The following is a 23,619-nucleotide window of genomic DNA, read 5'->3' as shown; positions in this document are numbered from 1 at the left end:
CCTAGCGGGCCCCAGCGATCCGTTTGAAGCCGGCACCGATCGCCGCGTACGCGCGGGCGATCGATGCCGCTTCTTGCTGTTGGGCTTGGTTCGGGCCTTGGTACGAACTGCTCAAGCGCGAGAGCAAGTCCAGAACGCGCTCGCGCAGTTGTGCCGGCCCCTCAAGGTCCTCGATGTTCTTCGGGTCGAGCGTCAGTCGGTGGCGGAACGCGAGGAGCCCCGCCGCTTCCTGGCCGCGCGCGTGCTTTAAGCGCGCATCGATCGAATTGAGCATCGCATCGATCCCGCTCAACTCGCTATTGAGTTGCGAGACCGCCGCGTAATGCTCTTGGTAGGGAACCGGCGACGTGCCGGTCCGCGGATCGGGCTTCACGACGACCGGTTGCGTCGTCGTCTTTCCGTCGACGGTGAGGCGCACGGTATACGTTCCCGGCACCACGCGTGCTCCGGCGTTGGGGGAGGGTTGATTCGCAAGGAACGTGCCCTTCCACGGGGTCGGAGCGTCCTCGTTCAGGTCCCACGACGTCCGGTTCATCCCGACGTGCATCGGTACGTCCTTACCCGTGAGATGACGCACGACGCGTCCGTTTGCATCGACGATATCGATGGCCGCGTGCTTGGGAGCGCGCGCGAGATAGTACGTGATCAAGGCGCCGTACGGAGTATTGGTTCCGATGAAATCGTTACTCGGCAGCGGCGGCTTGGTGAACGTATGGATCGGCGAAGCCGTCCAGGTGAGATAGGTTGGGCGAGGAGCGAAGAGCGTCATCGCCGTCGTCCGCGCTTTGGCCCACTCTTGGAGCGGGCGCAGGTCGTCGAAGATCCAGACACCGCGACCGTGCGACGCCACCAATAAGTCGTCCGCATCGGGCTGAATCTCGAGGTCGTAGATGGCGGTGGCAGGCATATTCAACCGCATCGAGTGCCAATGGCCACCGCGATCGAATGAAACGAACACGCCGCGCTGCGTACCGGCGTAGAGCAGGTTCGGGTCGACCGGGTCTTCGCGTATGCTCCGCACGAAGAAGTCGGGCGGCAAATTACCCGCAATCGATTTCCAGGTTTTGCCGTAATCGTCGGTGAGGAAAATATACGGATGGTCGTCGCCGCTCATATGGCGATCGACCGCGATATAGGCCGTCCCCGCCGAATAGTGGCCCGGCTCGATCGTCGGCACGCGCCCGAACGACGGCATCGCCGCGGGCGTGACGTTCGTCCAGTGCGCCCCGCCGTCGCGCGTGAGCTGCACGACGCCGTCGTCGGTGCTCACCCACATCAGTCCGTCGGCGAGTTTCGAGACGCCGATGTCGAGGATGGTATCCGAGGTTTCGGCACCCGATTCGTCGCGCGTTATCGGGCCGCCGGTGTGCCGCTGGTGCGACTTGTCGTTGCGCGTGAGATCGGGACTGATCGCCGTCCAGGTTTGGCCGTGGTCGGCGCTCTCGAAGACGACGTTCCCGCCGACGAGCGCCTTGCCGTCGTTGGTAAACGTGATCGGTGATTCCCAATTGAAGCGATACTTCAAAGCCGATGCGGCCTCATCGCCGTTGATCTCCGCATCGGGAGAGACTTCGCGCGCATCCAGCGTGCGAACGTCGCTCAAGAAGACCTGCCCGGTATCGGACGCCGTCGAAGTGGACCAGACGAGGTTCGGATCTTTCGGGTCGTATACGGCCCACATGCCGTCACCCGGTGCAATCGTGTACCAATCGCGATTGAGCACGCCGACACCGTTGGTGGAACTCGACGGTCCGCACCACGTATTATCGTCCTGCAAACCGAAGCACACGTTGTAATACGGCAACGTGTGATCGAAGCCGATGCGGTATGGCTGCGCGAAGGGCAGATCGTACGGTTGCCACACGCTTTGCATGCTGTCGTTGGACATCACCACCGCTTCGTCGCTCGCGATCGCCACGCGTCGCCCATCGTGCGACCACCACACGAAATGATAATCCCAGCCGGCCGCGAGCGAAACGGGCTTGAACGTTTTGCCGCCGTCGGTCGTCATCGACAGAACGAGCGAGACGTTGATGAGCCGGTTCGGGTCGGCCGGGTCGACGTAGATGCGATTGAAGTAAAACGGACGCGCGCCCAGCAACGGATTGTGCGGCATCGCCTTCCAGGTGACGCCTTCGTTATCCGATCGCCAGAGTTCGCCGTGTTTGGCTTGGATGATCGCATAGACGCGGTTCGAGGTGCCTGCAGCGAGGCCGATGCGGCCGATAACGCCGCCCGGCAATCCATGGCCGGTCAGTTTCTGCCACGTCGCACCGTTATCGGTCGAGCGATAGATCGCATCGAGCGGTCCGCCGCTGCTCATGTGCCACGACGAGCGGCGGAACTGCCAGATACCGGCAAAAAGCGTTGAAGGATGGTCCGGCGAGCGCACGAGATCCGACGCTCCGCTCGAAGGCCCGACATACAGCGTATGCGCCCAATGCGCGCCGGCATCGTGCGTGACGTACACGCCGCGGGAATGGCTGTCGGCAAAAGGGTTGCCGAGAACGCCTACCGCTACCGTGCGCGTGTCGCGCGGGTCGATCGAGATACGCGCGATCCGTTGCGACGACGCGAGGCCCGCATGGTGCCACGTCTTTCCGCCGTCGGTCGAATGCCAGAGCCCGTCACCGCTCTCGGACGTGTTGCGCGGATAGGCCTCACCCGTGCCGACCCAGACATCGTTCGCATTTTTCGGCGAGACCGCGATCGCACCGATCGGCGCAACCGGCTGCCGGTCGAACACCGGACGCCACGACACGCCGCCGTCCGTCGATTTGAAGACGCCGCCGCCGGCACCTCCGGCATAATACACCATCGGGTCGGTGTCGCTGCCTGCGATTGCCGTCGCGCGACCGCCCGCAATTGCGGGGCCGATCGCTCGATAGTGCAACGCTGCAAATGCAGCCGAATCCGTATCCGCGCTGGCGGTGGTCAGAGTACACAGCGGCAAAACCAACGCGGTCATGCCAAGGAGGGCAACGCGTAAACCGTTCATATGCGGAGCATACGGGCAAAGCGCGCAAAACCTTTGTTCGCGGCGGGCCGGAGCTGCGCGTTGCCGAACGGTGCCACAGTATGGACATAGTCACGGGATCGATTCGCGCCTATTACCTCTTCGACGTCGCCGACACCATCGACTTAGCCACCCTGCGCACGATCGAAGGCGAGGGCCTCGCCCCCGCCGACATTCCCCTGCGTCCGCACGCGTCGAGCGCATACCTAAGGCTCGAAGTTCCACCGCTCGTCGCGCGGCTGCCCGATGCGGAGCTCGGCGATCTGCGCTGCAGCGTACGCGTGAAGCTATTCGACTACGGCGTAATCTCACTGCGCCTTTCGTTCGACGCGAGCGGGGACTGGGAGCGCATGGCCGCGCTCTCCGAGCGCCTGCGCAACGACGATGTCGTCGCAGCCTACGCGCAGCGCATCACCACCCGCATTTGCGAGGAACTCGGCGAAGCGCTCGACGATCCGCACGACATCCTCATGGAAGACTACCAAGTGATCGACATCGAGCGTTGCGCCCCGCCGATCGATGCACAGACGCTCCTCGCCCAGCATCCGGCCCGACTGGCGAATCTGTTGCTCGGAGAACGCTCGGAGCTCGCTCGCGCCGAAATCGACGAGACCTTACGCGTGCGGTTTTCGTACTTTGCCGACGATCTCACCATCGTCCAATGGGACACGGCCTTCGTCTTCGACCGGCGCGAAAGCAGCGATGCGATCCAAGACATCCTCGAGTTCGCCAACTCGCAGTTGCTCGAGTTGCGCACCTACGACGCCCAACTCGATCGCGAACTCGACGTCATCTACAAGCTTCAGCCCGGCGGCGTCGGGAGTTCCATGCTCGGACGCCGCGAAGCCGACCAAGCCGCGCGGCTGCGCTACACGATCGTCGACGTCCTAGAGATCATCGATCGCTCCAGCAACGCGCTTAAGATCGTCGGCGATGCCTACTACGCGCGCATCTATCGCGCGGCGGCCGCGCGCCTGGGCCTGGCCGACTGGCAGAAGCAGATCGATACCAAGCTCGCGAGCGTCGAAGACATGTATCGCTTCTTCATCGATCAATCGCGCGGCCGCCGGGACGCGTTCCTCGAAACGATCGTCATCGTGCTGATTGCGCTGGAGTTGATTGTCGGCGTCGCGACGCTGCTGAAGCACTAGGGGCTTGCTGCGTCCTCGCCCTCGCTGCGCGTTGAAGGGCTAGCAGTGTTTGGGGAACCGTTCGTCAGCGCGCATCCTGCGCGCTTCCTACTCGTGCGTTTTTGCACAACATTCAAAGGAAGTCGACATCCTGTCGATTGTGCAAAAATCACACGTTCCCCAAACACTGCTAGCCCTTCAACGCGCAGCGAGGGCATCGTCGATTCGTGCTAGATAGCGTTGCTTCAGTGCGTCGTCGATGAATGAGGCTTCGAAGGAGTTGCGGGCGAGGGTTACGATTTCGTCCTGCGTTAAGGTTAGCGCCGCGATCGTTTGCGTGAAGTTCGCGTCGATATATCCGCCGAAATATGCGGGGTCGTCGGAGTTGATCGTTGCGACCAATCCCGCATCGAGCATGCGTTTGAGCGGGTGGCCGGCGAGAGCGGGTACGACGTGCAGCTTGACGTTCGAGAGCGGGCAGACGGTGAGCGGAATCCGCTGCCGGCGCAATCGTTCCACCAGCGCCGGGTCTTCCATGCTGCGCACGCCGTGGTCCACGCGCGAGACTTTGAGCAGATCGAGCGCCTCCCATACGTAGGCGGGCGGGCCTTCTTCGCCGGCGTGCGCGACCGTCAGAAAACCCTCGGCGCGAGCGCGGTCGAAGACCGTTTGGAACTTCGAGGGCGGGTTGCCGAGCTCGGCGGAGTCCAGCCCGACGGCAACGATGCGGTCGCGATAGGGTAGCGCGGCTTCGAGCGTCGCCATCGCCGATTGGGCGGACCGGTCGCGCAAGAAACACATGATGAGGTGCGCGGTCATGCCTAGGTCGCGTCGCGCGTCGTGTAGGGCGCGCGTCAGGCCGTCGATCGCGGTTTCGAATGCGATGCCGCGATCGGTGTGCGCTTGCGGGTCGAAGAAGAGTTCGGCGTGGACGATGCCTTGGCTCGACGCGCGTTTCAAGTATGCGGTCGCCAGATCGTAGTAATCGTTCTCCGTGCGCAGCACGTTCATGCCGGCGTAATAGACGTTGAGAAACGATTGCAGATCCGTAAAGTTGTAGGCTTCGCGCAACGCTTCGACGCCGGCGTACGGAACGGCGATGCCGTTGCGGGCCGCTATCGCGAAAATGAGTTCGGGTTCGAACGTGCCTTCGATGTGGACGTGCAGTTCGGCTTTGGGTAAATGCGCGATATCGATCACGCGGTGTGGTTATACGGCCGTCGGAGTCTCGCCTTTTCGGCGTAGCGTGCGGTAATCGCCGTTGCGGATCGTAATGCCGTGGCCGTCGAACCATTCGAGTAGCGGGACCGCATATTTGCGCGACGTTCCGATCGCGTCGCGAAATTCTGCCATCGTCATGCGGCCGTGCTCGTTGATGCAGGCCGCGATGCGCTGGTGGATCGTGGCGATTTGCGAGCCTCGGTAGAGATCGTCGCCGACCTTGACGAGCGCACCTCGCGCGAGCAACGTTTCGTATGCTTTTGCGACGCCCGGGACGCTCGATGATTTTAGGGCCGTTGCTAGGGTGTCGTAGGGACCGGGGACTAGCGGGCGTTCGGGATCGATCGCGACGGCGCGGTCGAAAAAGGCTTTTTGCGCGTCGGTGAGCGACGGCTGGTGGCCGATCGTCGCGTAATATCCGGCGCGTTTGGCAATGCGTCCGTCTTCTGCGAACGCTGCCAGCGTGCGCACGAGGAGCGACTCCGGGATATCGAGTTCGCGCGATAGGGCGAGCGAAGTTAAGCCGAGCGCCCACGGCTCCTCCGCTTCTCCCCTGGCCAGGCGCTCCAGCACGCGGCTCAAGATCTCGCGGGCGGCCGTCGCGTCGATGAACGCGTTCGGACGCTCGATCCGCAAGAGTTCGCCGCGTTGGGCGAGCGCTTCCAGCGCCGGGGCGGCGATCTCTTCGCGCAGATTGGCCAAAAACGCGATCTGTCCGATCTCCGAAGGCGCGAAGCCGCGCCCGCGCAAGATCGTCAACAACATATTCTCGATGGCGTTCGGAGCCTCGGCGGTCGTTGTGGCGACGCCGGCACCCTCCACTTCGCCGCCGCCGAGCAGCGTTTTCGGCGACGGGCGGCGCACGACGAAGCGCACGCCGGGAAAGGCGAGTGCGGGCTCGCGCAAATGCAGTTGCGCGGTGACCTCGCTCGCATCGTGCGGCGGGCCTTCGAAGACGAGCGTTCCCATGATCTCCGCGGCGCCGATGTACGCGCGCACGGGCATGCGGCGGCGCATCAATGCTAGTGCGGATTCCAGCGGACGAAAACGAACGGAGAAACTCGATTGCGAGGCAAAATCCGGGCTTGCGACGACGTCGCCGCGCGCGAGCTCGGCCGTTTCGATCCCGGGAAGATTGAGTGCGACGCGCATGCCGCCGGTGGCGCGTTCGCGCGGGTGGCCGAATACGTGGAGGCCGCGCACCCGCATCTGCTTGCCGCGCGGTTCGATCGCGACGAGGTCTCCGGGGGCGAGGCTCCCTTGCATCAACGTCCCGGTTACGATCGTCCCGCGGCCCGGTAACGTAAAGACCCGATCGATCGGCAGATATACCGGCGCGTCGGCGTTGCGCGGCGCGATGCGGCCTAGTTCGCTTGCAATGGCTGCGCGCAATGTATCCAAGCCGTCGCCTGTCGCGCTCGAGACGCGGACGTAACGTGCATCGGCGGCCAGCGTGTCGCGCAGCGCGGCGCGTACGTCGCTCTCGACGAGATCCAGTTCTTCCGCGGAGAGCAAGTCGGATTTGGTTAATACGACGATGGTGCGCTGCACGTTGAGATAGCGCAGGATCTGCACGTGCTCGACGGTTTGAGGGCGCACGCCCTCGTTGGCTGCAATCACGAGGAGCAAGAGTTCCATGCCCGATGCGCCCGCCAGCATGTTATGCAGAAAGCGTTCGTGGCCGGGCACGTCGACGATGCCGGCTTCGACTCCGTCGGGTAGTTGCAGATGCGCGAACCCGAGATCGAGCGTCATACCGCGCAACTGCTCTTCGGCCCAGCGATCGGGATTGGTGCCGGTCAAGGCTGCGACGAGCGATGATTTGCCGTGATCGACGTGTCCGGCCGTTCCGATGATGTGCATATGCCGCTCAGCTCGTTCCCGTTTTTGAAGCGGAAGTCATGGCGGCGCGCAGATGGCTCTTTCTATATCCGTAAACCGCGTAGATCGCGATGCCGACCGCGAACCAGACCAGAAAGCGAATCCACGTGGGCAACGAGAGGCCGGTAATCAGATAGAGACACGAGGCGGCGCCCAGCAGCGTGAACACCCACACGAGCGGCGCCCGAAAGGGGCGGTGCGCGTCGGGCTGTACGATGCGCAGAACCAACACGCCGATACAGACGATTGCAAAGGCGCTCAGCGTGCCGATGTTGACGAAGTCGAGGAGTGCCGCCAGCGGCAACGTGGCGGCGAGAACCGCCACCAATCCGCCCGTGATAAGCGTCATCCGGACCGGCGTGCGAAAGCGTGGATGGATCGCGGCAACCGCATGCGGCAACAGCCGGTCGCGCGACATCACGTAGAAAATGCGCACTTGGCCGAGCAGCGAGGTGAGCATGACGGTCGTATTCCCGGCGATGCCGCCCAAGGCTACGAGCCAAAATGCGATCGGATTCTTGGTTGCGGCCTCGAGCGCATCGAGCATCGCGGCGCCGTCGCTCAGCTTTCCCACGGAAATGGCGCCGACGGTGGCAAACGCGATCGCGACGTAGAGCAGTCCGCCGATGACCAACGCGAGGATGATGCCCAGGGGAACGTGTTTGACCGGATCGTGCGCCTCCTCCGACGCAACCGTGACGGTGTCGAAGCCGATGTATGCGTAGAAGACGAGTGCCGTTCCGGCGACGATGCCGTGCCATCCGTGGGGTGCGAACGGATGGAGGTTGGAAAGATGCACCGCGGGTAGAACCGCGGCGAGAAACACCACCATCGTCACGACTTGAAACACGACGAGCGCGCCGTTGAAATGCGCCGATTCGCGAATGCCGATAGCCACCAAGAGCGTCACCGCAAGCACGGTAAGCGCGGCGATCACGTCGATCCGGCCGGAGCCGATGGCGCCGCTCTGCGCCCACGCCGGCAACACGACGCCGACATTTGCGAGGAGATGCTGCGCGTAATCCGACCACGACGATGCCGTCGGGGCAACCGAAAGCCCGTACTCTAAGATCAAGTCCCAACCGATGACCCACGCAACCGCTTCACCGAGGGTTGCGTACGCGTACGTGTAGGCGCTCCCGGCGACCGGAACCATCGAAGCGAATTCGGCATAGCAGAGCGCTACGCATAAACTCACCAATCCCGAGAGCGTGTATGCGAGGATGACGGCCGGACCCGCCGCATGCGCTCCCGCGCCGATCGTGGGAAAAATCCCGCCGAGCATCGTTCCCAGCCCAATCGCCGTAAGCGCCGGCCACCCCAACGAACGGCGTAAGGTGGGCCCGTCGCGATCGCTCTGCGTCCACGCCAGGGGTTGCCGTGCGAAGAGGTGCTTCACCGATAACGGATGACCAGCGACTTCATCTCGGTCATCTCGTCCATGGCGTAGCGAACGCCCTCGCGCCCAAAACCGCTCTCTTTCACGCCCCCGTACGGAAAATTGTCGATGCGCAGCGTGGGATAATCGTTAGCGATAACTCCGCCCACGTCGAGGCGTTCGAATGCGGCGGCAATCGTACGCACGTCGTGCGTAAAGATCCCCGCCTGTAAGCCGAACCGGGTGGCGTTCGTACGTTCGAACGCTTCGTCGAGCGAATCGACGGGACGCAGCGTGGCGACCGGGCCGAACACCTCTTCGGATTCGACGCACATCGAAGGCTGCGTATCCTCCAAGAGCGTCGGAGCCATCACGCGTCTCTCCCACGTATTGCCGCAGAGCACGCGGGCTCCCCCGGCGATCGCTTGTGCGACCCAATCGGCGATGCGTTCGGCCGAGCGCGCGTCGATCACCGGGCCGACCATCGTTCGTTCGTCGTTCGGATCGCCGAACGCCAGCGCGCGCGTTTCGCGCAGCAGCGCTTCGCGAAACGCTTCGTATTTGTTACGCAACACGTAGATACGCTGCACTTTGATGCAGACTTGTCCGGCTTGCGCGAACGCACCGAGCGCGCAACGCTGTGCCGCCCACGCGATGTCCGCATCGTCGCAAACGATCGCGGCCGCGTTGCCGCCTAGTTCCAGCGCCACGCGCTTGCGCCCGGAGACGCTCTTGAGGTGCCATCCCACGGCACTCGACCCCGTAAACGAGAGCATCGCGATCCGCTCGTCGGTCGCCAGCGCTTGGGCGATTTCGACCGGTGCGTGCATGGCCGAAAATCCCATCTTTGGCCAACCCGAAGCGTAGACGATGCGCGCGAGTTCGAGCGTGCTCAACGGTGCCTGTGGAGGAACCTTAAGTACGATCGGGTTCCCCACCGCAATCGCGGGCGCGATTTTATGCGCGGCGAGGTTGAGCGGAAAATTGAATGGCGAGATAGCGCCGATCGGCCCGATGGCGCGACGGGAAGCGATGGCCGTATATCCGACGCCGGAGGGAGCGACGTCCAAGGGGAGCACTTCGCCCGCGCCGCGCGTCACTTCGTCCGCGGCGAGCGAGAAGGTCGAAATCGCGCGCTCCACTTCGATGCGGGCGAAGCGCCGCGGTTTGCCGGAATCGGCAATCATCAGGTCCACCAATGCGTCCGAGCGTTCGTGGAGCGCCGCCGCGATACGCCGCAGAATCGCCTGACGTTCGTAGCGCGGAAGCTGCCGGCAATCGTTGAACGCGAGGACTGCGGAGGCGATCGCATCCTCCATGTCGCGGGTACCGGCAATCGCAACCTCTCCCACGGCCTTGCCGTCGTAGGGGCTGTGCACGGCCATCGTTCCGTCGCCGGCGCGTTCTTCGCCGGCAACAAACACGGGAAATTTCATCGTAACGCACCTTCCAGGGCGGTGATCGCGAGTACATCTTGGTCCGGAGCGATCGTTCGCAGATCGATGAGGACGCCGCGCTCGTCGACGCGGGCGACGACGGCCGGCTTTCCCCCACGCAGGCGAGCCGCGACGCTCTGCGGCGACGCAACCGGCAACGCGACGGCAATCGAAGGGAACCCATGCTTCGGGAGCGCTCCGCCGCCCACGAAGGCTTCGCTCTCCACGATCTGCGCGGAGGCGATCTTCTCAACGTAAGCGCCGGCCCGAGCGCGCAGCGAATCCAGCGACGCGCCCAGCATCGCGTAAAACGGGATGCGTTCGCGCGACTCGCGGGATCGGTAAAGCCGCAGGGTCTCCGCGAGTGCCGCCAGCGTAAGCTTATCGACGCGTAGCGCGCGCAGCAACGGATTACTGCGTAAACGCGCAACCGCCGGAGCGGCGCCGACAATGATGCCCGCTTGAGGGCCGCCCAGCAGCTTGTCGCCGGAGAAGGCGACCAACGCTACCCCCGCGCCGACCGCATCGCGCACCGTACGTTCGCGCGGCAAACCGTATTCGCCGAGGTCTACGAGCGCGCCGCCGCCGAGATCTTCCACAATCGGAACGCCGACGCGTCCGCCCAGCGCCACAAGTTCGGCGGCATCTACGTCGTGGACGAAGCCTTCGATCGAGTAATTGGAGGGATGCGAGCGCATCATCAGCGCCGTTTTGGGCGAAAGCGCTCGCTCGAAGTCGCGCAGATACACCTTGTTGGTCGCGCCGACCTCGACCAGCGTCGCGCCGCTGCGTTCTAAGACGTCGGGGAGCCGAAAGCCGCCGCCGATCTCGACGAGTTGATTGCGCGATACGATCACTTCCAATCCCTTGGCAAACGTATCGAGGATCAGCAGCACGGCAGCCGCGCAATTATTGACGACGAGCGCGTCGCCGGCGCCGCTCGCTTCGCGCAGCAGGCTCGTTACGCGAGCGTAACGCGAACCGCGCGCCCCTTCGAGCAAGTCGTACTCCAGGTTCGAATAGCCGCTCCCAATTTCGCGCGCCGCGTCGAGCGCCTCGCGAGCGAGCGGCGCTCGCCCGAGATTCGTGTGCAGGATGATGCCGGTGCCGTTGATGACCGGCAGCAGCGACTGCGCGGCCAGCGCTTCGAGGCGAACGCCGATCTGCGCGACCAGCTCCGCATATGCGGGCACGGCGCGGGTGCCGCGCGCGCGCCGGAGCTCGCGCTCAATTGCGTCGCGTAATGCATCGCGCCCTACGAGAGCCTCGTAGGGCGCGATGGCGGGATCGTCGAGAAGCCGGTGCACCGCGGGCAACTCCCGGAGCGCCTGCACGTTGCGTGCTTCCTACGCGACGTGCTTGGAAAGCATCGAAGAGATCGCGTTCTCCGGAACGTACCCGACGATGCGATCGACCGGTTGGCCGTCTTTGAAGAGAATCAGGCACGGAATCCCGGAGACCTGATACTGCCCGGCTAGGCTCGGGTTGTCGTCGGTGTTCAGCTTGACGAATTTCGCCTTGCCGGTGTTGGCGGCGGCGACTTTTTCGACGACCGGGGAAAGCATCTTACACGGCCCGCACCAAGGAGCCCAAAAGTCCACCAGCACCGGCTGGCTGCTTTGGAGTACTTCGGCTTGGAACGTGCTCTGGGTGACGTCTGGCAATGCGCTCATAAAATTGGTATTTCTTACCTCCAGTAGTTCGAACCCGTGGTCCGCTTGCAAGGGTTTCGAGGCACCCCCGGCTACTCGGCCGGGGGGATGATCTCTTCGCCCGTGATGTCCTCGATCTGCTCTGCTTGCTTACCCATATTCGTGATGGCGATCACCTCGTCGCCCTCGCCCAGCCGCTGCAAGCGAACGCCCTTGGTGGAGCGACCGGCCTTACGGATGTCGCCGACCTTGAGGCGGATCACCTGATTGCCGCTGGTGATCATCAGCAATTGGTCGTCCGGTGCGACCATGATCTGGTCGACGACGGTACCGATGTCCTCGCGCTCCTTGGCGAAGGCTTTGACGCCCTTGCCTCCCCGCGAGGTGTGACGGTAGTCTTCGATCGGCGTGCGTTTACCGAACGCCTTGGAGGTGACCAGCAAGACTTCCTTACGCTCGTCTTCCACGATATCCATCGCGATGATGGTATCGCCGTTCTCGAGCGTCATCGCCTTGACGCCGCGTGCGTTGCGGCCCATCGCGCGGACGTTCTTTTCGTTGAAGTGAACCGCCATTCCAAGGCGCGTGCCCAGAATGATATCGCGCGACCCATCGGAGAGATCGACGGCCAATAGGTCGTCTTTCTCATCGAGGTTGATGGCGTTGAGGCCGTTACGCCGGACGTTGGCAAACTCGTCGAGTCGCGTCTTCTTGATGACGCCCTGCTCGGTCACCATCACCAGGTTCTTCTCGCCTTCGAACTTGTCGATCGGGAAGACCGCGGTGACGTGCTCGCCCGGAGGCAGCGTGAGCAGATTGACGAGCGCCGTGCCGCGCGCTTGACGCGTGGTATCGGGAATCTCGTATCCGCGCAAGCGATAGACGCGTCCCTTGTTCGTAAAGAAGAGCACGTGATCGTGCGTCTTGGTGGTGAAGAAATTGCGTACGACATCTTCGCGCTTGAGGTTGGAGATGCCGGTGACGCCGCGTCCGCCGCGATTCTGCGTGCGGAACGTATCGACCGATACGCGCTTGATGTATCCGCCCACCGTGTACGTCACGACGACGTCGGTGTTCGGGATCAACTGCTCCATCGAGATTTCGTTCTCGGCGGGCTGCACGTCGGTGCGGCGGTCGTCGCCGTAGCGCTTTTTGATTTCGAGCGTTTCGCCCTTGATGATCTGCGCGACGCGGCGCTCGTTACCCAGAATGTCGTGCAGATCGGCAATCGTCTTCATCAACTCGTTGTATTCGTCTTCGATCTTCTGCCGCTCGAGGCCGACGAGCGTGCGCAGACGCATATCGACGATCGCTTGGGCCTGGATATCGGAGAGGCTAAAGCGTTCCGAAAGCCGGGTCTTGGCTTCGTCGGTCGTCTGGCTCGAACGAACGATTTCGATGACTTCGTCGATGTTGTCGAGGGCGATGCGGTAGCCTTCGAGCAGATGCGCGCGTTCTTCGGCCTTGCGCAGATCGTACTGCGTGCGGCGCGTGATAACGTCTTTGCGATGCCCGATAAAGAACTCGAGCAGTTGCTTGAGCGAGAGCACCCGCGGCTCGAGCGCGACCGTCCCGTTGGCACGCGGTTCGCCCACCGGCACCAGCGCCAGCATATTGAAACCGAAACTCGATTGCAGCGGCGTGTGCTTGAAAAGCTGATTGAGCACGACTTTGGGTGTCGCACTCTTCTGCAGTTCGACGACGACGCGCATGCCCTTACGGTTCGACTCGTCGTCCAAGCGCGCGATGCCCTGGATGCGCTTCTCGGAGTGCGCCTCGGCGATCGCTTCGACGATGCGCCCCTTGTAGACCTGATACGGAATTTCCGTAATGACGATCTTGTGGCGGCCCTTCTCTTCGACGATCTCGGCTTTACCGCGAATCACGACCGAGCCGCGGCCGGTTTTGTAAGCCTGTCGAATCGCTTCTTGGCCGAGGATCGTGCCGCCGGTCGGGAAGTCGGGGCCGTGCACGATATCGCAGAGCGCGTCGTCGTCGGCGTTGGGGTCGTCGAGCAGCAACACGATCGCATCCGCGATCTCGTTGAGGTTATGGGGCGGAATGTTGGTCGCCATGCCGACCGCGATGCCGCTCGAGCCGTTGAGCAAGAGCTGCGGAAAACGCCCGGGCAATACGGTCGGTTCGGTACCCTGGTTGTCGAAATTATTGACGAACGGAACCGTCTCTTTATCGATATCGGCGAGGATATCGGTCGCCGGCCGGGCCAAACGCGCTTCGGTGTACCGATAGGCGGCCGGAGAGTCGGGGTCGATCGAGCCGAAGTTACCGTGGCCGTCGATGAGCGGGTAGCGCAGCGTAAAATCCTGCGCTAGCCGAACGAGCGCATCGTACACCGAGCTGTCGCCGTGCGGATGGTAGCTCTTGAGCACTTCTCCGATGACACCGGCGCACTTGCGGTGCTGCTTGTTCGGTTCCATCCCCATCTCACGCATCGCGTACAAGATGCGGCGCTGCACGGGCTTGAGGCCGTCGCGAACGTCGGGTAAGGCGCGCGACGCGATGACCGACATGGCGTAGGAGAGGTAGCTCTCCTTCATCTCGTCTTCGACGTTTACGCGTTGGATAATATCGTTATTCATCTGCTCGATTACAAAAAATATGGCTGGCGCTCGTGCCAACCGTCGCGATTATTTCAAGTCCTAAGGATTCGAGGTTTACGGCGGGTCTTCCCACACGGGGATGCCCTCGTCGTCAACCTCCGGCCTCGGGACGGCGGTGTCCGAGAGATCGTCGAATGAAACGGCCGCCTGCGGGCGGGGCGGCGGCGCCCACTCGGGCTCGGCCCGGCGCTCCTCCGGCTGCGGGCGCTGCGCTCCCACTCCCAGGCGGATATGCTCCTTGGCATCGTTCGCGGCCGCCGCGACCGCCCGCAGATGCTCTTGGAGTTTTGCCTCGAAAGAGGCCTCGAAATCCATGCCCGATACCTTCGCCGCGCCCTTCCACGCCACTTTCCCAACCGAATCCGCATTCGTCGCCTTCGCGCAGCGTTTCGCGGCACGTTTGCGCGCGGGCGATACCGTCGCCCTAAGCGGCCCGCTCGGCGCGGGAAAGACCACCTTCGTGCGCGCCGTGGTGCGCGCGCTCCATGGCGACGACCCCACATCGAGCCCGACCTTCACGTTCTGGCATCGCTACCTTCCCCCGGCCGGGCCGCTTTCGCAAGCCCCCGCCATCGACCATTTGGATCTCTACCGCATCGAAGACCCGGCGGAACTCGCCGAGCTCGGGCTCGAGGACGCCTTCTCCGGCGATTCGATCGTGCTGGTGGAGTGGTGGAGCCGGGCCCCGCAGCTGATGCCCAACGGCCGCTACGACGTGGCCATCGAGGGGGCCGGCCCGGGCCCGCGGACGGTCAGCGTGGAGTACCGCCCGTGAGAGTGCTCGGCATCGACGGAGCGCTAGGGGCCTTTTCGGCCGCCGTCACCGAGGACGGCAGGGTGCTCGCATCGGCGTCCGCTTCGGGGATGGTCGCGCTGGAATCCGGGTTGGGCCTCATCCGTACCGTCCTGGATACGGCTGGCGTCGATGGGGCGGCCCTCGACCGGATCGCCGTCGGGAGCGGCCCCGGCGGGTTCACCGGCCTGCGTATCGCGCTGAGCTACGCAAAATCGCTGGCGCTGGGCTGGCAGCTGCCGCTAGCCGCGATCTCTTCGTACGATCTGCTCGAATATCTCGTCCCCGCCGGGCCGCTGCTCACCGTCGTCGTGGGCCGCAAAGGCGTTATCTCGGCCCGCTACCGCTCCGGGAACGGCGAGCTTCGCGCCTCCGGCTGGGTGGCCGAAGTGCTGAACGCCGTGCTCCCGGCGGCCCTCGACGAATCGTTGCGCGTGGTGGGCGCCCCGGAGGACGTGCTTGGCTCCCTCGCCGAACGCGGCTATATCGTGGAATCGCTCTCTCCCGCGGCCTCCAACGCCGCCATAGCCGTCGCTCTTCTCGGCGAGCGCGCGCAGCCCGCGCGCAGCCCGCACGCGGTGCGTGCGGATTACGGCGAACGGCCGGCCGTTACCATGCCGCATCCGGTGGTTCGCGCGTGAAAGCCGATTTGGAACGCGCGTCCGCGCCCGAGCCCACGCGCATGGAGATCGCGCCGATGACGCTGGCCGATATCGGCGCGGTGATGGAGATCGAGCGCGCCTCGTTCAGCACCACGTGGCCGGCCGACGCGTTCTATAACGAACTCCACACCAACAAGCTCGCGTATTATTTCGTCGGGCGCGTCGCCGGCCGAATCGTCGCATACGGCGGCATCTGGGTGATCTTCGAGGATTCGCACGTCACGACGATTGCGGTCGATCCGGTCTATCGCGGCCGTAAACTCGGTGAAGCGATGCTGTTGTACTTACTCGATCGCGCGATCGAGGGTGGCGCCGCGTGGATGACGCTGGAGGTTCGCGAGAGCAACGTCGCAGCCCAGCAGCTCTATAGGAAATACGGCTTTACGACCGTCACGACGCGCAAGGGCTATTACAGCGACAATAACGAGAACGCGCTGGTTATGTGGGCCGGCAATCTCAAAGGCGAGTTTTTCCGGAGCCGCCTCCGCGCGCTCCGATCGCGTTTCGAACAGCGGTAGCGCGGCTGCGGTATGCGGAACTCGCGCGCGGCGTTCGTGCGCACCTCGGCCAGCGCCATCGTTACGCACACACCGTCCGCGTCGCGCGGTGCGCCGAGTTGCTCGCCCGGCGCCACGGGCTGGATACGCGCAAGGCACGCTTAGCCGGAATGCTCCACGACCTGGCCCGGCTGTACTCCGCGGAGCAGCTGGTGCGCGAGTGCGAGGAGCGGCGTATGCCGATCGACGCATTCGAGCGAGCCCACCCGATCGTTTTGCACGCGCGGTTGGGCGCGATCATCGCCCGCGAATCGTTCGGCGTTTGCGACCAAAGCATTTTGGACGCGATCGCGAAACACACGGTTGCGGCCGAAACGATGTCGCCGCTCGATTGCGTGCTATATCTGGCCGACGGGCTCGAACCCGCCCGCAGTTTCCCCGAGCGAGCGGCTCATTGGGCGCTCGCCCAGAACGATCTCAACGCGGCGATGCGCGCAACCCTTGCCTCGTCGCTCGCGTATTTACACCGGAAGGGAATCCCGGTCGCCCCGCAAACCGCGGCGGCCGCCCGAGCCTTCGGGCTCACCAACGAGGAGGCACTACCATCGCGGAATTGATCGACATCGCGCGCGAAGCGGCGCTCGATAAAAAAGGCGAGGACTTCGTAGCGATCGACGTAAGCGGACGCACGATTATCGCCGATACCTTCGCGCTCGTCACCGGGCGCTCGAAAATTCAGACCCGTGCCATCGCCGACGCCATCTCCGAAGCGGTAGAAGCAGCCGGGCACAAAGTCGCTCGAACCGAAGGGTACGCGGACGGCACCTGGATCCTGATCGACCTCGGAGAGGTGATCGTCCACGTCTTCACGCCCGAGCAGCGCGCGTTCTACAACCTCGAACGGCTCTGGTCGGAAGTCGAGAAGCGCCAGGCGCAGGGATCATCATGAGTAGACGAGCCCACGTCGTGCACGAAACCAAGATCGTTCGAACCCGCCGGAGCTTTTTGCTCAAACTCGGGGTCTGGATCTTCATCGGCATCTTCAGCCTCACCGTGGTGGGTGGCATCTTCGTCATCGGCGCCAGCATCGCCGGGCATTGAAACACCGTCGTCGCTCCCCGATAGTATCCACCGGAGGAATACGCTAGACCATGAAACGCTTTGCAGCGGCCTTCGTGCTTGCCACGGCAGCCCTGGCTTGGGCCCTTCCCGCGAGCGCGCGCGACTTCGTTCAAGACCAAGCCCAAATGTTTTCGCCCGCAACCGTTGCGGCGCTGAACCAGCGCATCGGCAACTTCAACGCGCAGACCGGTAAAGAAATATTGGTCGTCACGGTGCCGGCCCTCAACGGAGCGGACATCTCCACGGCCGCGAGTGCGGCCGCGCAGCAACAAGGGCTCAACGGCGTCATCGTCTACATCGCGAAGAACGACCGGCGCGACATCATTCTTCCCGGACGCGCGGAAGTACAAGCCGGTTGGTTCACGCGCGATACCGTTGCGTCGATTCGTCAGGCGATGGAAGCGCAGTTCAAGGCTGAAAATTTCGACGGCGGTATCACTACCGCGGTCGGCAACATCTTAGGGATCTATCGCTCGCATTTAAGTAGCTTACAACGCGGCGGCGCAACGAATGCGGTTGCCGCAAACGCCGGAGCAAGTTCCGGCGGGGGAGTACACATCGGCATGTTCTGGTGGATCGTCATCATAGGGCTCGGGTTCCTCATCGTTCGCTCGATTATGCGGGCCCGTTCCGCGCCGCGGTACTATCCGCCGGTGCAAGGCACGCCCGGCCAGCCGGGTGCGCCCGGAACGCCGATGCCCGGAGCGCCGATGGCGCCGGGCGGATACCCGATGGGCGGCGGATACGGCATGGGTGGGTTCGGCGGCGGCGGTAGCTTCTGGAGCGGATTGCTCGGCGGACTCGGCGGTGCGTGGCTCGGTAACGAAATGTTCGGCAATCGCGGCGGCTTCGGCGGCGGCATGATGCAGGGCGGCCCGCCCGACGCCGGCGGCGGCTGGGGCGCAAACGGCGGCGATGCCGGCGGCTGGGGTAACGACGCCGGGCAAACCGATATGAGCGGCGGCAGCGCCGGCGATTTCGGCGGCGGCGGCTTCGGAGATTTCGGCGGGGGCGGCGGCTTCGGCGGCGGGGATTCCGGCGGGGGCGGCTGGTAAACGCCTACCGCTTTGCACCCTTGGGTGCAGGGCACGCCATTGTGCGCTCGTAAGCAGCGTGCATGCGACGTTTGCTTCACGGTGTGATGGCCGTTCTCTTTGCCCTTACGAGCGCGACAGCGCTAGCGCAGGCGGCGAATCCCGGCCCCTCACACCTCCAACCATCCCTTTTTAACGATCTTTCGTGGCGCTCGATCGGCCCGTTCCGCGGCGGCCGCGCGCTGGCCGTTACCGGCGTCCCGGGGCAGCCGGACCATTTCTATTTCGGCGCGGTCGACGGCGGCGTCTGGGAGAGCCTCAACGACGGCCGTACCTGGACGCCGATTTTCGATAAAGAACCGGTCGCCTCGATCGGTGCGATCGCCGTTGCGCCGAGCGCGCCTTCGACGATCTACGTCGGCACCGGCGAAGCCGACATGCGTTCGAACATCGCGTATGGCGACGGCATGTATCGCTCGACCGACGGCGGCAAAACGTGGGCGCACATCGGGCTGACCGACACGCGTCAGATCGGCGCGATCGTCGTCGACCCGCACGATGCGAACGTCGTATACGTCGCGGCGCTCGGGCATGCATACGGGCCGAATGCCGAGCGCGGCGTCTTCAAGACGACCGACGGCGGCGCAACCTGGAGCAAAGTCCTCTATAAGGACGACAACACCGGTGCGATCGACCTCGCGATGGACCCGAGCAATTCGTCGGTCCTTTATGCATCGCTCTGGCAGACGCGCCGTCCACCGTGGAACGTCTATCCGCCGAGCAACGGGCCGGGAAGCGGCCTCTACAAATCCACCGACGCCGGAAAGACCTGGACGCACCTCACCGACGGTTTGCCCGCACACGTCGGGCACATCGGCGTTACCGTTTCGCCCGCCGACCCGCAGCGCGTGTACGCGCAGGTCGATAGCGATATCGAGCACGGCGGCGTCTACCGCTCCGACGACGGAGGAGCGAGTTGGAAGCACATGGCCGGCGGACGCGACCAGGTGCGCATCTGGCAGCGCGGCTGGTACTTCGGCGGCATCACGGCCGATCCAAAGAATCCCGACACCGTCTACGTGATGGATACCTCGACGTATCGCTCGACCGACGGCGGCAAAACGTTCGTCGCGATCAAGGGTGCGCCGGGCGGCGACGATTATCACACCCTCTGGATCGAACCCAACGATCCGAGCCGTATGATTCTGGGCAGCGACCAGGGCGTGATCGTCAGCGTCGACGACGCCAAGACGTGGAGTTCGTGGTACAACCAAAACACCGCGCAGTTCTACCACGTCACCACCGACAACGCGTTTCCGTATCACGTCTACGGCGCGCAGCAAGATTCGGGCTCGGCGATGACGCCGAGTTCCAGCAAGTATGCGACGCTCTCGCAACAGGATTTCCACCCGATCGATTCGGGCGGCGAAAACGGCTACATCGCAACCGATCCGCGCCATCCCGGCACGATTTTCGGCGGCTCCGACACGGTCACGGCCGAGAACGTCGCGACCGGTTGGGAGCAGAACATCGATCCGACCACCGCCTACCCGGGCCACATTTGGCGGCACACGTGGACGCTGCCGCTGGTCGTCTCGCCGGCGGACCCAACCGCGCTCTATACCGCGCGGCAGAAGATCTTTCTCTCGCACGACGGCGGGCATCACTGGAGCATCATCAGCCCCGATCTCACGCGCGCGGATGAAAACCATCCCGCGAATCTCGACCCGGCAACGATTGCCGACAGCTCGGGTTTGCCCAAGCGCGGCGTCGTCTACGCGCTCGCGCCGTCACCGCGCGATGCCAACCTCATTTGGGCCGGTACCGACGACGGATACGTCTGGGTCACGCACGATGGCGGCAAGCACTGGAAAAACGTCACGCCGAAAGCCCTCACGCCCTGGTCGAAAGTCGGCACCATCGAAGCGTCGGCGCGCGATCCGCTCACGGCGTACATCGCCGTCGATCGACATCGCCTGGACGACTACGCTCCGTATATTTACCGCACGCACGACGGCGGCGCGCATTGGACCGCGATCGTTAACGGCATTCCGTACGGCTCGTTCATCAACGTCGTCCGGGCCGATCCCGATCGCGCGGGATTGCTCTACGCCGGAACCGAGAAAGGCGTCGAGGTCTCGTTCGACGACGGCGACCACTGGCAGTCGCTGCAACGCAACCTCCCGGTCACCTCGGTACGCGATATCGATATTCACGACAACGATGCGATCATCGCCACGCACGGGCGCGGGTTCTACATCATGGACGATATCACGCCGTTGCGCGCATTGAGCGCTCGCATCGCTGCGGCGCGCGCGTACCTCTTTGCGCCGGCGACCGCGATTCGCGTTCGGCCCGGTAGCCAAGAGGGCACGCCGCTTCCGCTCGACGAGCCGCAAGCCGACAACCGCGTCCCGGGCGTCTACATCGACTACACCTTGGCGCATGCGGCAACGACGCCGGTGGTGATCGATATCCTCGACGGCACGGGGAAGGTGCTGCGCAGTTGGTCGAGCGCCGTGCCCCCGCACGTTGTGAATCCCAACACGGTGGATATTCCCGCCTACTGGCTCAAGACGCCGCCCGTTCCGGGAACCGGCGCCGGAGCGCACCGCTTCGTCTGGAACTTTGCGGTCGATACGAAGCAAGGACCGTACGCGCCGCCCGGCGCGTATAAGGTTCGTCTTGCGGTTGACGGGATGCAGCTCGAGCAGCCGTTCGCGATCGTGCGCGACCCTCGCATTACCGCAAGCGATGCCGATCTGCGCGCGCAGTATGCGCTAGCGATGGACATATCGCAACGCGAAGGGCAGGTTACCGTGGCGAACGAGCGAGCGATCGCGCTTGCAAAGCGTCCCGCGCTATCGGCCTCGCAGGAACGCATCCTGCAGGCACAGATCATCGGCATCGCGCCGGCGGCCGACCCGGACGACTCGGTGGGCAAACCCTCGCACGATTTCACCAGCTTCATGTATCTCTCGCAAGCGTTCGGGGGATTGCAGGATCAGGTGGAGAGTGCCGATGCGGCTCCGACTCGCGACATGCGAACGGCGTTTGCAAAGCTCGACGCAACCCTCGCTGCCACGCTAGCGAAGCTCGCGGCAATGGAACGCCCGCGCTAAGCTCGCCGACCGAGCGAACGAAAAAGGACCCGGCCGATCGGCCGGGTCCTTTTTCGTTCAACTCGTGCGTGAGCTATCGCAGTACGCGATCGTACCAAGCATCGAGATCGCTCTTGTACTTCGCCAAAGCCGGAGTGTTCATGTAGATCATGTGTCCGGACTGGTAGAAGCCGTAGCTGATGTTCTTCTGCAGTTGCGGGTTGAGATTGAGGTGATCGAGCGTGTACACCGTCGCGAAATACGGCGTCGCTAAATCGTAGTATCCGTTCGCGGAGAAGACGTGCAGGTGCGGGTCTTGCGTCATCGCCTGGGCCAGATCCGGGGCGACGTTGGTCGGCTCGGAACCGTTGTGCTTGAAATCCCACGAACGGAGTTCTTGCCCGTAATTGACGATACGGTACGGCACCGTGGGGTGGTACTGCAAGTCGTTACGAACGTAGCTGTTGAAGAGCGCGGTGAAGATCGGGGTCATCGCGACATCGGCGGGGTCCCACGCGGGCGACCCGCCGGCACCGTCGAGCGTATACGTCTTATACCGCGCGTCCAAGCGCCCAACCACTTCCCCGCGGTTGCGCAAAAGCTGCGATTCGAAACGCCCGTACTGAATGCGCAGATTCGAATCGCGGATGTATTGCGTCGAGAGGCCCGTGTATTGGTGCAGTTTATTGACGATGTCGTTGAATTGGTTGGACGGCAGCTGCGCGCCCTCCGCAAGGCCCTGCAGATACTCCGTCATCGCGAAGTGTTGGACTTGCTGCAGAAACGCGGGCAGGTTAGCCGGCCGGTTCGGTAGCGCGTTGTGATACCACGCAATCGCGGCTTCCGAAGGCAGATAGAGCGGGTACGCCCAATCGCCGCCGCCGATCGAAACCGGCGAGAAATTCGTCGCCCAATCCAGATCGAAATTCAAGATCGAGGATTGCAGCACGATGCCGTTCAGTTGAACGCCCGCGTCTTCGAGGACGCTCGAAAGCGCCGCCGAGCGCGTCGTGCCGTAGCTCTCGCCAAAGAGAAACTTCGGCGAATTCCAACGATTGAAGTTGGTCAGGTAGGACTGAATGAACTGCGAGAAGGCCTTCGCGTCCTGATCGACGCCATAGAACTCTTTCGGCTTTCCGGCACCGATCAAGCGCCCGAAGCCGGTGCCCGGCGCGTCGATAAAGACTTCGTCCGTCTTGTCGAGCAGCGTGTACGGGTTGGGAGCCAGTTTATAGGGCGGATTTCCGGCGGCTTGCGCGTTGGGTGCGTCCAAACGCATCGGTCCGAACGAAGCCATGTGCAACCAAACGGTGGAACTGCCGGGGCCACCGTTGTAGAAGAACGTCACCGGACGCCCCGCCGGGCTGACGCCGTCGAGGGTGTAGGCGACGTAGAACATCCGCGCGGTCGGCTCTTGCGCGTTGTTGCGCAGCGTGATCGTGCCGGCGCGTGCCGTGTAGTTCAGCGTTTTGCCGTTCACCGAGATGGAATGGTGGGTGACGGCATCCGGCGCCCCCGCCGAGACTTGCGGCGGCTTAGCGGCCTTGGGCGGTTGGGGTGCGTCGGCGGCAAAGGCCGGGCCGATACACGAAGCTGCGAGCGCGGCGGCAAGCACCACGCGCAGCGGTTTCATAGAATACAACACCGCGAATGCATTGTCGCTTAGGGCTCGCGGCCCTGCAGGCCAGAATTATGGCACGAACACCGCGTCCAGGCCGATCGGCGCGTCCTCGGGCGTAAGCAGCGTTTCCTCGGCACCGATTTCGTTCGGCACGAAGAACTGCTCCGGATGCCCGCTCGGGCAGGTGATGACTAGCGTCATCTCTTCCGGGACGGCGCCCGCCTCAAACCACAGCGGCTCCCGCTCTTCATCGACGACGAACGACCGCGCGCCGGCCTGCGCCAGGAGCGCGCCGCACGTCTTACAGGGGGTTTCACGCAGATGAACGACGGCCAGAAACGGCATGCTCCGCTCCAATAGGTTGATAGAGTTCGATTTTGAGCCGCCCGACCGCGCGTTCGATCGACTCGAGGTACGGCAGCATCGCCCCTTTGATGCGGCGAAGCCGGTCCTC

20 protein-coding genes are annotated in these 23,619 nt (G+C 63.7%); 9 read left to right on the top strand and 11 right to left on the bottom strand.

What is annotated here, in order from left to right; genetic code table 11:
• Position 1 precedes the first annotated feature (1 nt).
• A complete protein-coding gene (locus tag VMW12_02510; GenBank protein ID HUZ48596.1) occupies positions 2-2,968 on the bottom strand; it encodes a hypothetical protein in 2,967 nt (988 codons plus the stop codon).
• 110 nt (positions 2,969-3,078) lie between these two features.
• Between VMW12_02510 and VMW12_02505 the strand changes: the two genes are divergently transcribed.
• Positions 3,079-4,167 carry a hypothetical protein gene (locus tag VMW12_02505; protein ID HUZ48595.1) on the top strand — a complete coding sequence of 363 codons (1,089 nt, stop codon included), beginning with the start codon at positions 3,079-3,081 and terminating at the stop codon, positions 4,165-4,167.
• A gap of 177 nt (positions 4,168-4,344) precedes the next feature.
• Here VMW12_02505 and VMW12_02500 read toward each other — a convergent pair whose 3' ends face one another.
• The 8 genes from VMW12_02500 to VMW12_02465 all read right to left on the bottom strand — a co-directional run bounded on the left by VMW12_02500 (position 4,345) and on the right by VMW12_02465 (position 14,650).
• The gene (locus VMW12_02500; protein ID HUZ48594.1) at positions 4,345-5,346 is read right to left on the bottom strand and encodes an adenosine deaminase; all 1,002 of its coding nucleotides are present in this window, start codon (positions 5,344-5,346) and stop codon (positions 4,345-4,347) included.
• 9 nt (positions 5,347-5,355) lie between these two features.
• A complete protein-coding gene (gene selB / locus VMW12_02495) occupies positions 5,356-7,230 on the bottom strand; it encodes a selenocysteine-specific translation elongation factor (GenBank protein HUZ48593.1) in 1,875 nt (624 codons plus the stop codon).
• 7 nt (positions 7,231-7,237) lie between these two features.
• A complete protein-coding gene (locus VMW12_02490; protein HUZ48592.1) occupies positions 7,238-8,647 on the bottom strand; it encodes an amino acid permease in 1,410 nt (469 codons plus the stop codon).
• The gene (locus VMW12_02485) at positions 8,644-10,062 is read right to left on the bottom strand and encodes an aldehyde dehydrogenase family protein (protein ID HUZ48591.1); all 1,419 of its coding nucleotides are present in this window, start codon (positions 10,060-10,062) and stop codon (positions 8,644-8,646) included. Before VMW12_02485 ends, VMW12_02490 begins: the two co-directional genes overlap by 4 nt.
• Positions 10,059-11,396, bottom strand: coding sequence for an L-seryl-tRNA(Sec) selenium transferase (gene selA / locus VMW12_02480; protein ID HUZ48590.1), 1,338 nt, complete (start codon positions 11,394-11,396; stop codon positions 10,059-10,061). The genes VMW12_02485 and selA overlap by 4 nt, the downstream gene beginning before the upstream one ends.
• Before the next feature lie 12 nt (positions 11,397-11,408).
• Positions 11,409-11,735 (bottom strand): thioredoxin, encoded by a 327-nt coding sequence (gene trxA, locus VMW12_02475; protein ID HUZ48589.1) that lies wholly within the window; start codon positions 11,733-11,735, stop codon positions 11,409-11,411.
• 71 nt (positions 11,736-11,806) lie between these two features.
• Positions 11,807-14,314 carry a DNA gyrase subunit A gene (gene gyrA, locus VMW12_02470; GenBank protein ID HUZ48588.1) on the bottom strand — a complete coding sequence of 836 codons (2,508 nt, stop codon included), beginning with the start codon at positions 14,312-14,314 and terminating at the stop codon, positions 11,807-11,809.
• Positions 14,315-14,389: 75 nt separating this feature from the next.
• Positions 14,390-14,650 carry a hypothetical protein gene (locus VMW12_02465; protein ID HUZ48587.1) on the bottom strand — a complete coding sequence of 87 codons (261 nt, stop codon included), beginning with the start codon at positions 14,648-14,650 and terminating at the stop codon, positions 14,390-14,392.
• Here VMW12_02465 and tsaE point away from each other — a divergent pair.
• The 8 genes from tsaE to VMW12_02425 all read left to right on the top strand — a co-directional run bounded on the left by tsaE (position 14,649) and on the right by VMW12_02425 (position 21,565).
• Complete coding sequence (gene tsaE, locus VMW12_02460; GenBank protein ID HUZ48586.1) at positions 14,649-15,110, top strand: tRNA (adenosine(37)-N6)-threonylcarbamoyltransferase complex ATPase subunit type 1 TsaE; 462 nt, start codon at positions 14,649-14,651, stop codon at positions 15,108-15,110. The genes VMW12_02465 and tsaE overlap by 2 nt on opposite strands.
• On the top strand, positions 15,107-15,769 hold the full coding sequence (gene tsaB / locus VMW12_02455) for a tRNA (adenosine(37)-N6)-threonylcarbamoyltransferase complex dimerization subunit type 1 TsaB (GenBank protein HUZ48585.1): 663 nt from the start codon (positions 15,107-15,109) through the stop codon (positions 15,767-15,769). Before tsaE ends, tsaB begins: the two co-directional genes overlap by 4 nt.
• Positions 15,770-15,810: 41 nt before the next feature.
• Entirely contained in the window at positions 15,811-16,308 is a 498-nt protein-coding gene (gene rimI, locus VMW12_02450; GenBank protein HUZ48584.1) for a ribosomal protein S18-alanine N-acetyltransferase, read from the top strand.
• A complete protein-coding gene (gene yqeK, locus VMW12_02445) occupies positions 16,233-16,904 on the top strand; it encodes a bis(5'-nucleosyl)-tetraphosphatase (symmetrical) YqeK (GenBank protein HUZ48583.1) in 672 nt (223 codons plus the stop codon). The genes rimI and yqeK overlap by 76 nt, the downstream gene beginning before the upstream one ends.
• Positions 16,901-17,236, top strand: a complete 336-nt coding sequence (gene rsfS / locus VMW12_02440; protein ID HUZ48582.1) for a ribosome silencing factor — start codon at positions 16,901-16,903, stop codon at positions 17,234-17,236. Before yqeK ends, rsfS begins: the two co-directional genes overlap by 4 nt.
• Complete coding sequence (locus VMW12_02435) at positions 17,233-17,388, top strand: hypothetical protein (protein HUZ48581.1); 156 nt, start codon at positions 17,233-17,235, stop codon at positions 17,386-17,388. The genes rsfS and VMW12_02435 overlap by 4 nt, the downstream gene beginning before the upstream one ends.
• Before the next feature lie 50 nt (positions 17,389-17,438).
• Positions 17,439-18,464 (top strand): TPM domain-containing protein, encoded by a 1,026-nt coding sequence (locus tag VMW12_02430; GenBank protein ID HUZ48580.1) that lies wholly within the window; start codon positions 17,439-17,441, stop codon positions 18,462-18,464.
• A 62-nt stretch (positions 18,465-18,526) separates the two neighbouring features.
• Complete coding sequence (locus tag VMW12_02425) at positions 18,527-21,565, top strand: hypothetical protein (GenBank protein HUZ48579.1); 3,039 nt, start codon at positions 18,527-18,529, stop codon at positions 21,563-21,565.
• Between the two features lie 73 nt (positions 21,566-21,638).
• Here VMW12_02425 and VMW12_02420 read toward each other — a convergent pair whose 3' ends face one another.
• Positions 21,639-23,177, bottom strand: coding sequence for a peptidase S10 (locus VMW12_02420; protein HUZ48578.1), 1,539 nt, complete (start codon positions 23,175-23,177; stop codon positions 21,639-21,641).
• A 57-nt stretch (positions 23,178-23,234) separates the two neighbouring features.
• Positions 23,235-23,510 (bottom strand): hypothetical protein, encoded by a 276-nt coding sequence (locus VMW12_02415; GenBank protein ID HUZ48577.1) that lies wholly within the window; start codon positions 23,508-23,510, stop codon positions 23,235-23,237.
• Positions 23,511-23,619 lie beyond the last annotated feature (109 nt).

Source organism: Candidatus Dormiibacterota bacterium, from assembly GCA_035532835.1.
Classification (GTDB): domain Bacteria; phylum Vulcanimicrobiota; class Vulcanimicrobiia; order Vulcanimicrobiales; family Vulcanimicrobiaceae; genus DAHUXY01.
Note: the sequence above shows the minus strand (reverse complement) of the source record. Positions and strands in the feature narration are given on the sequence as shown.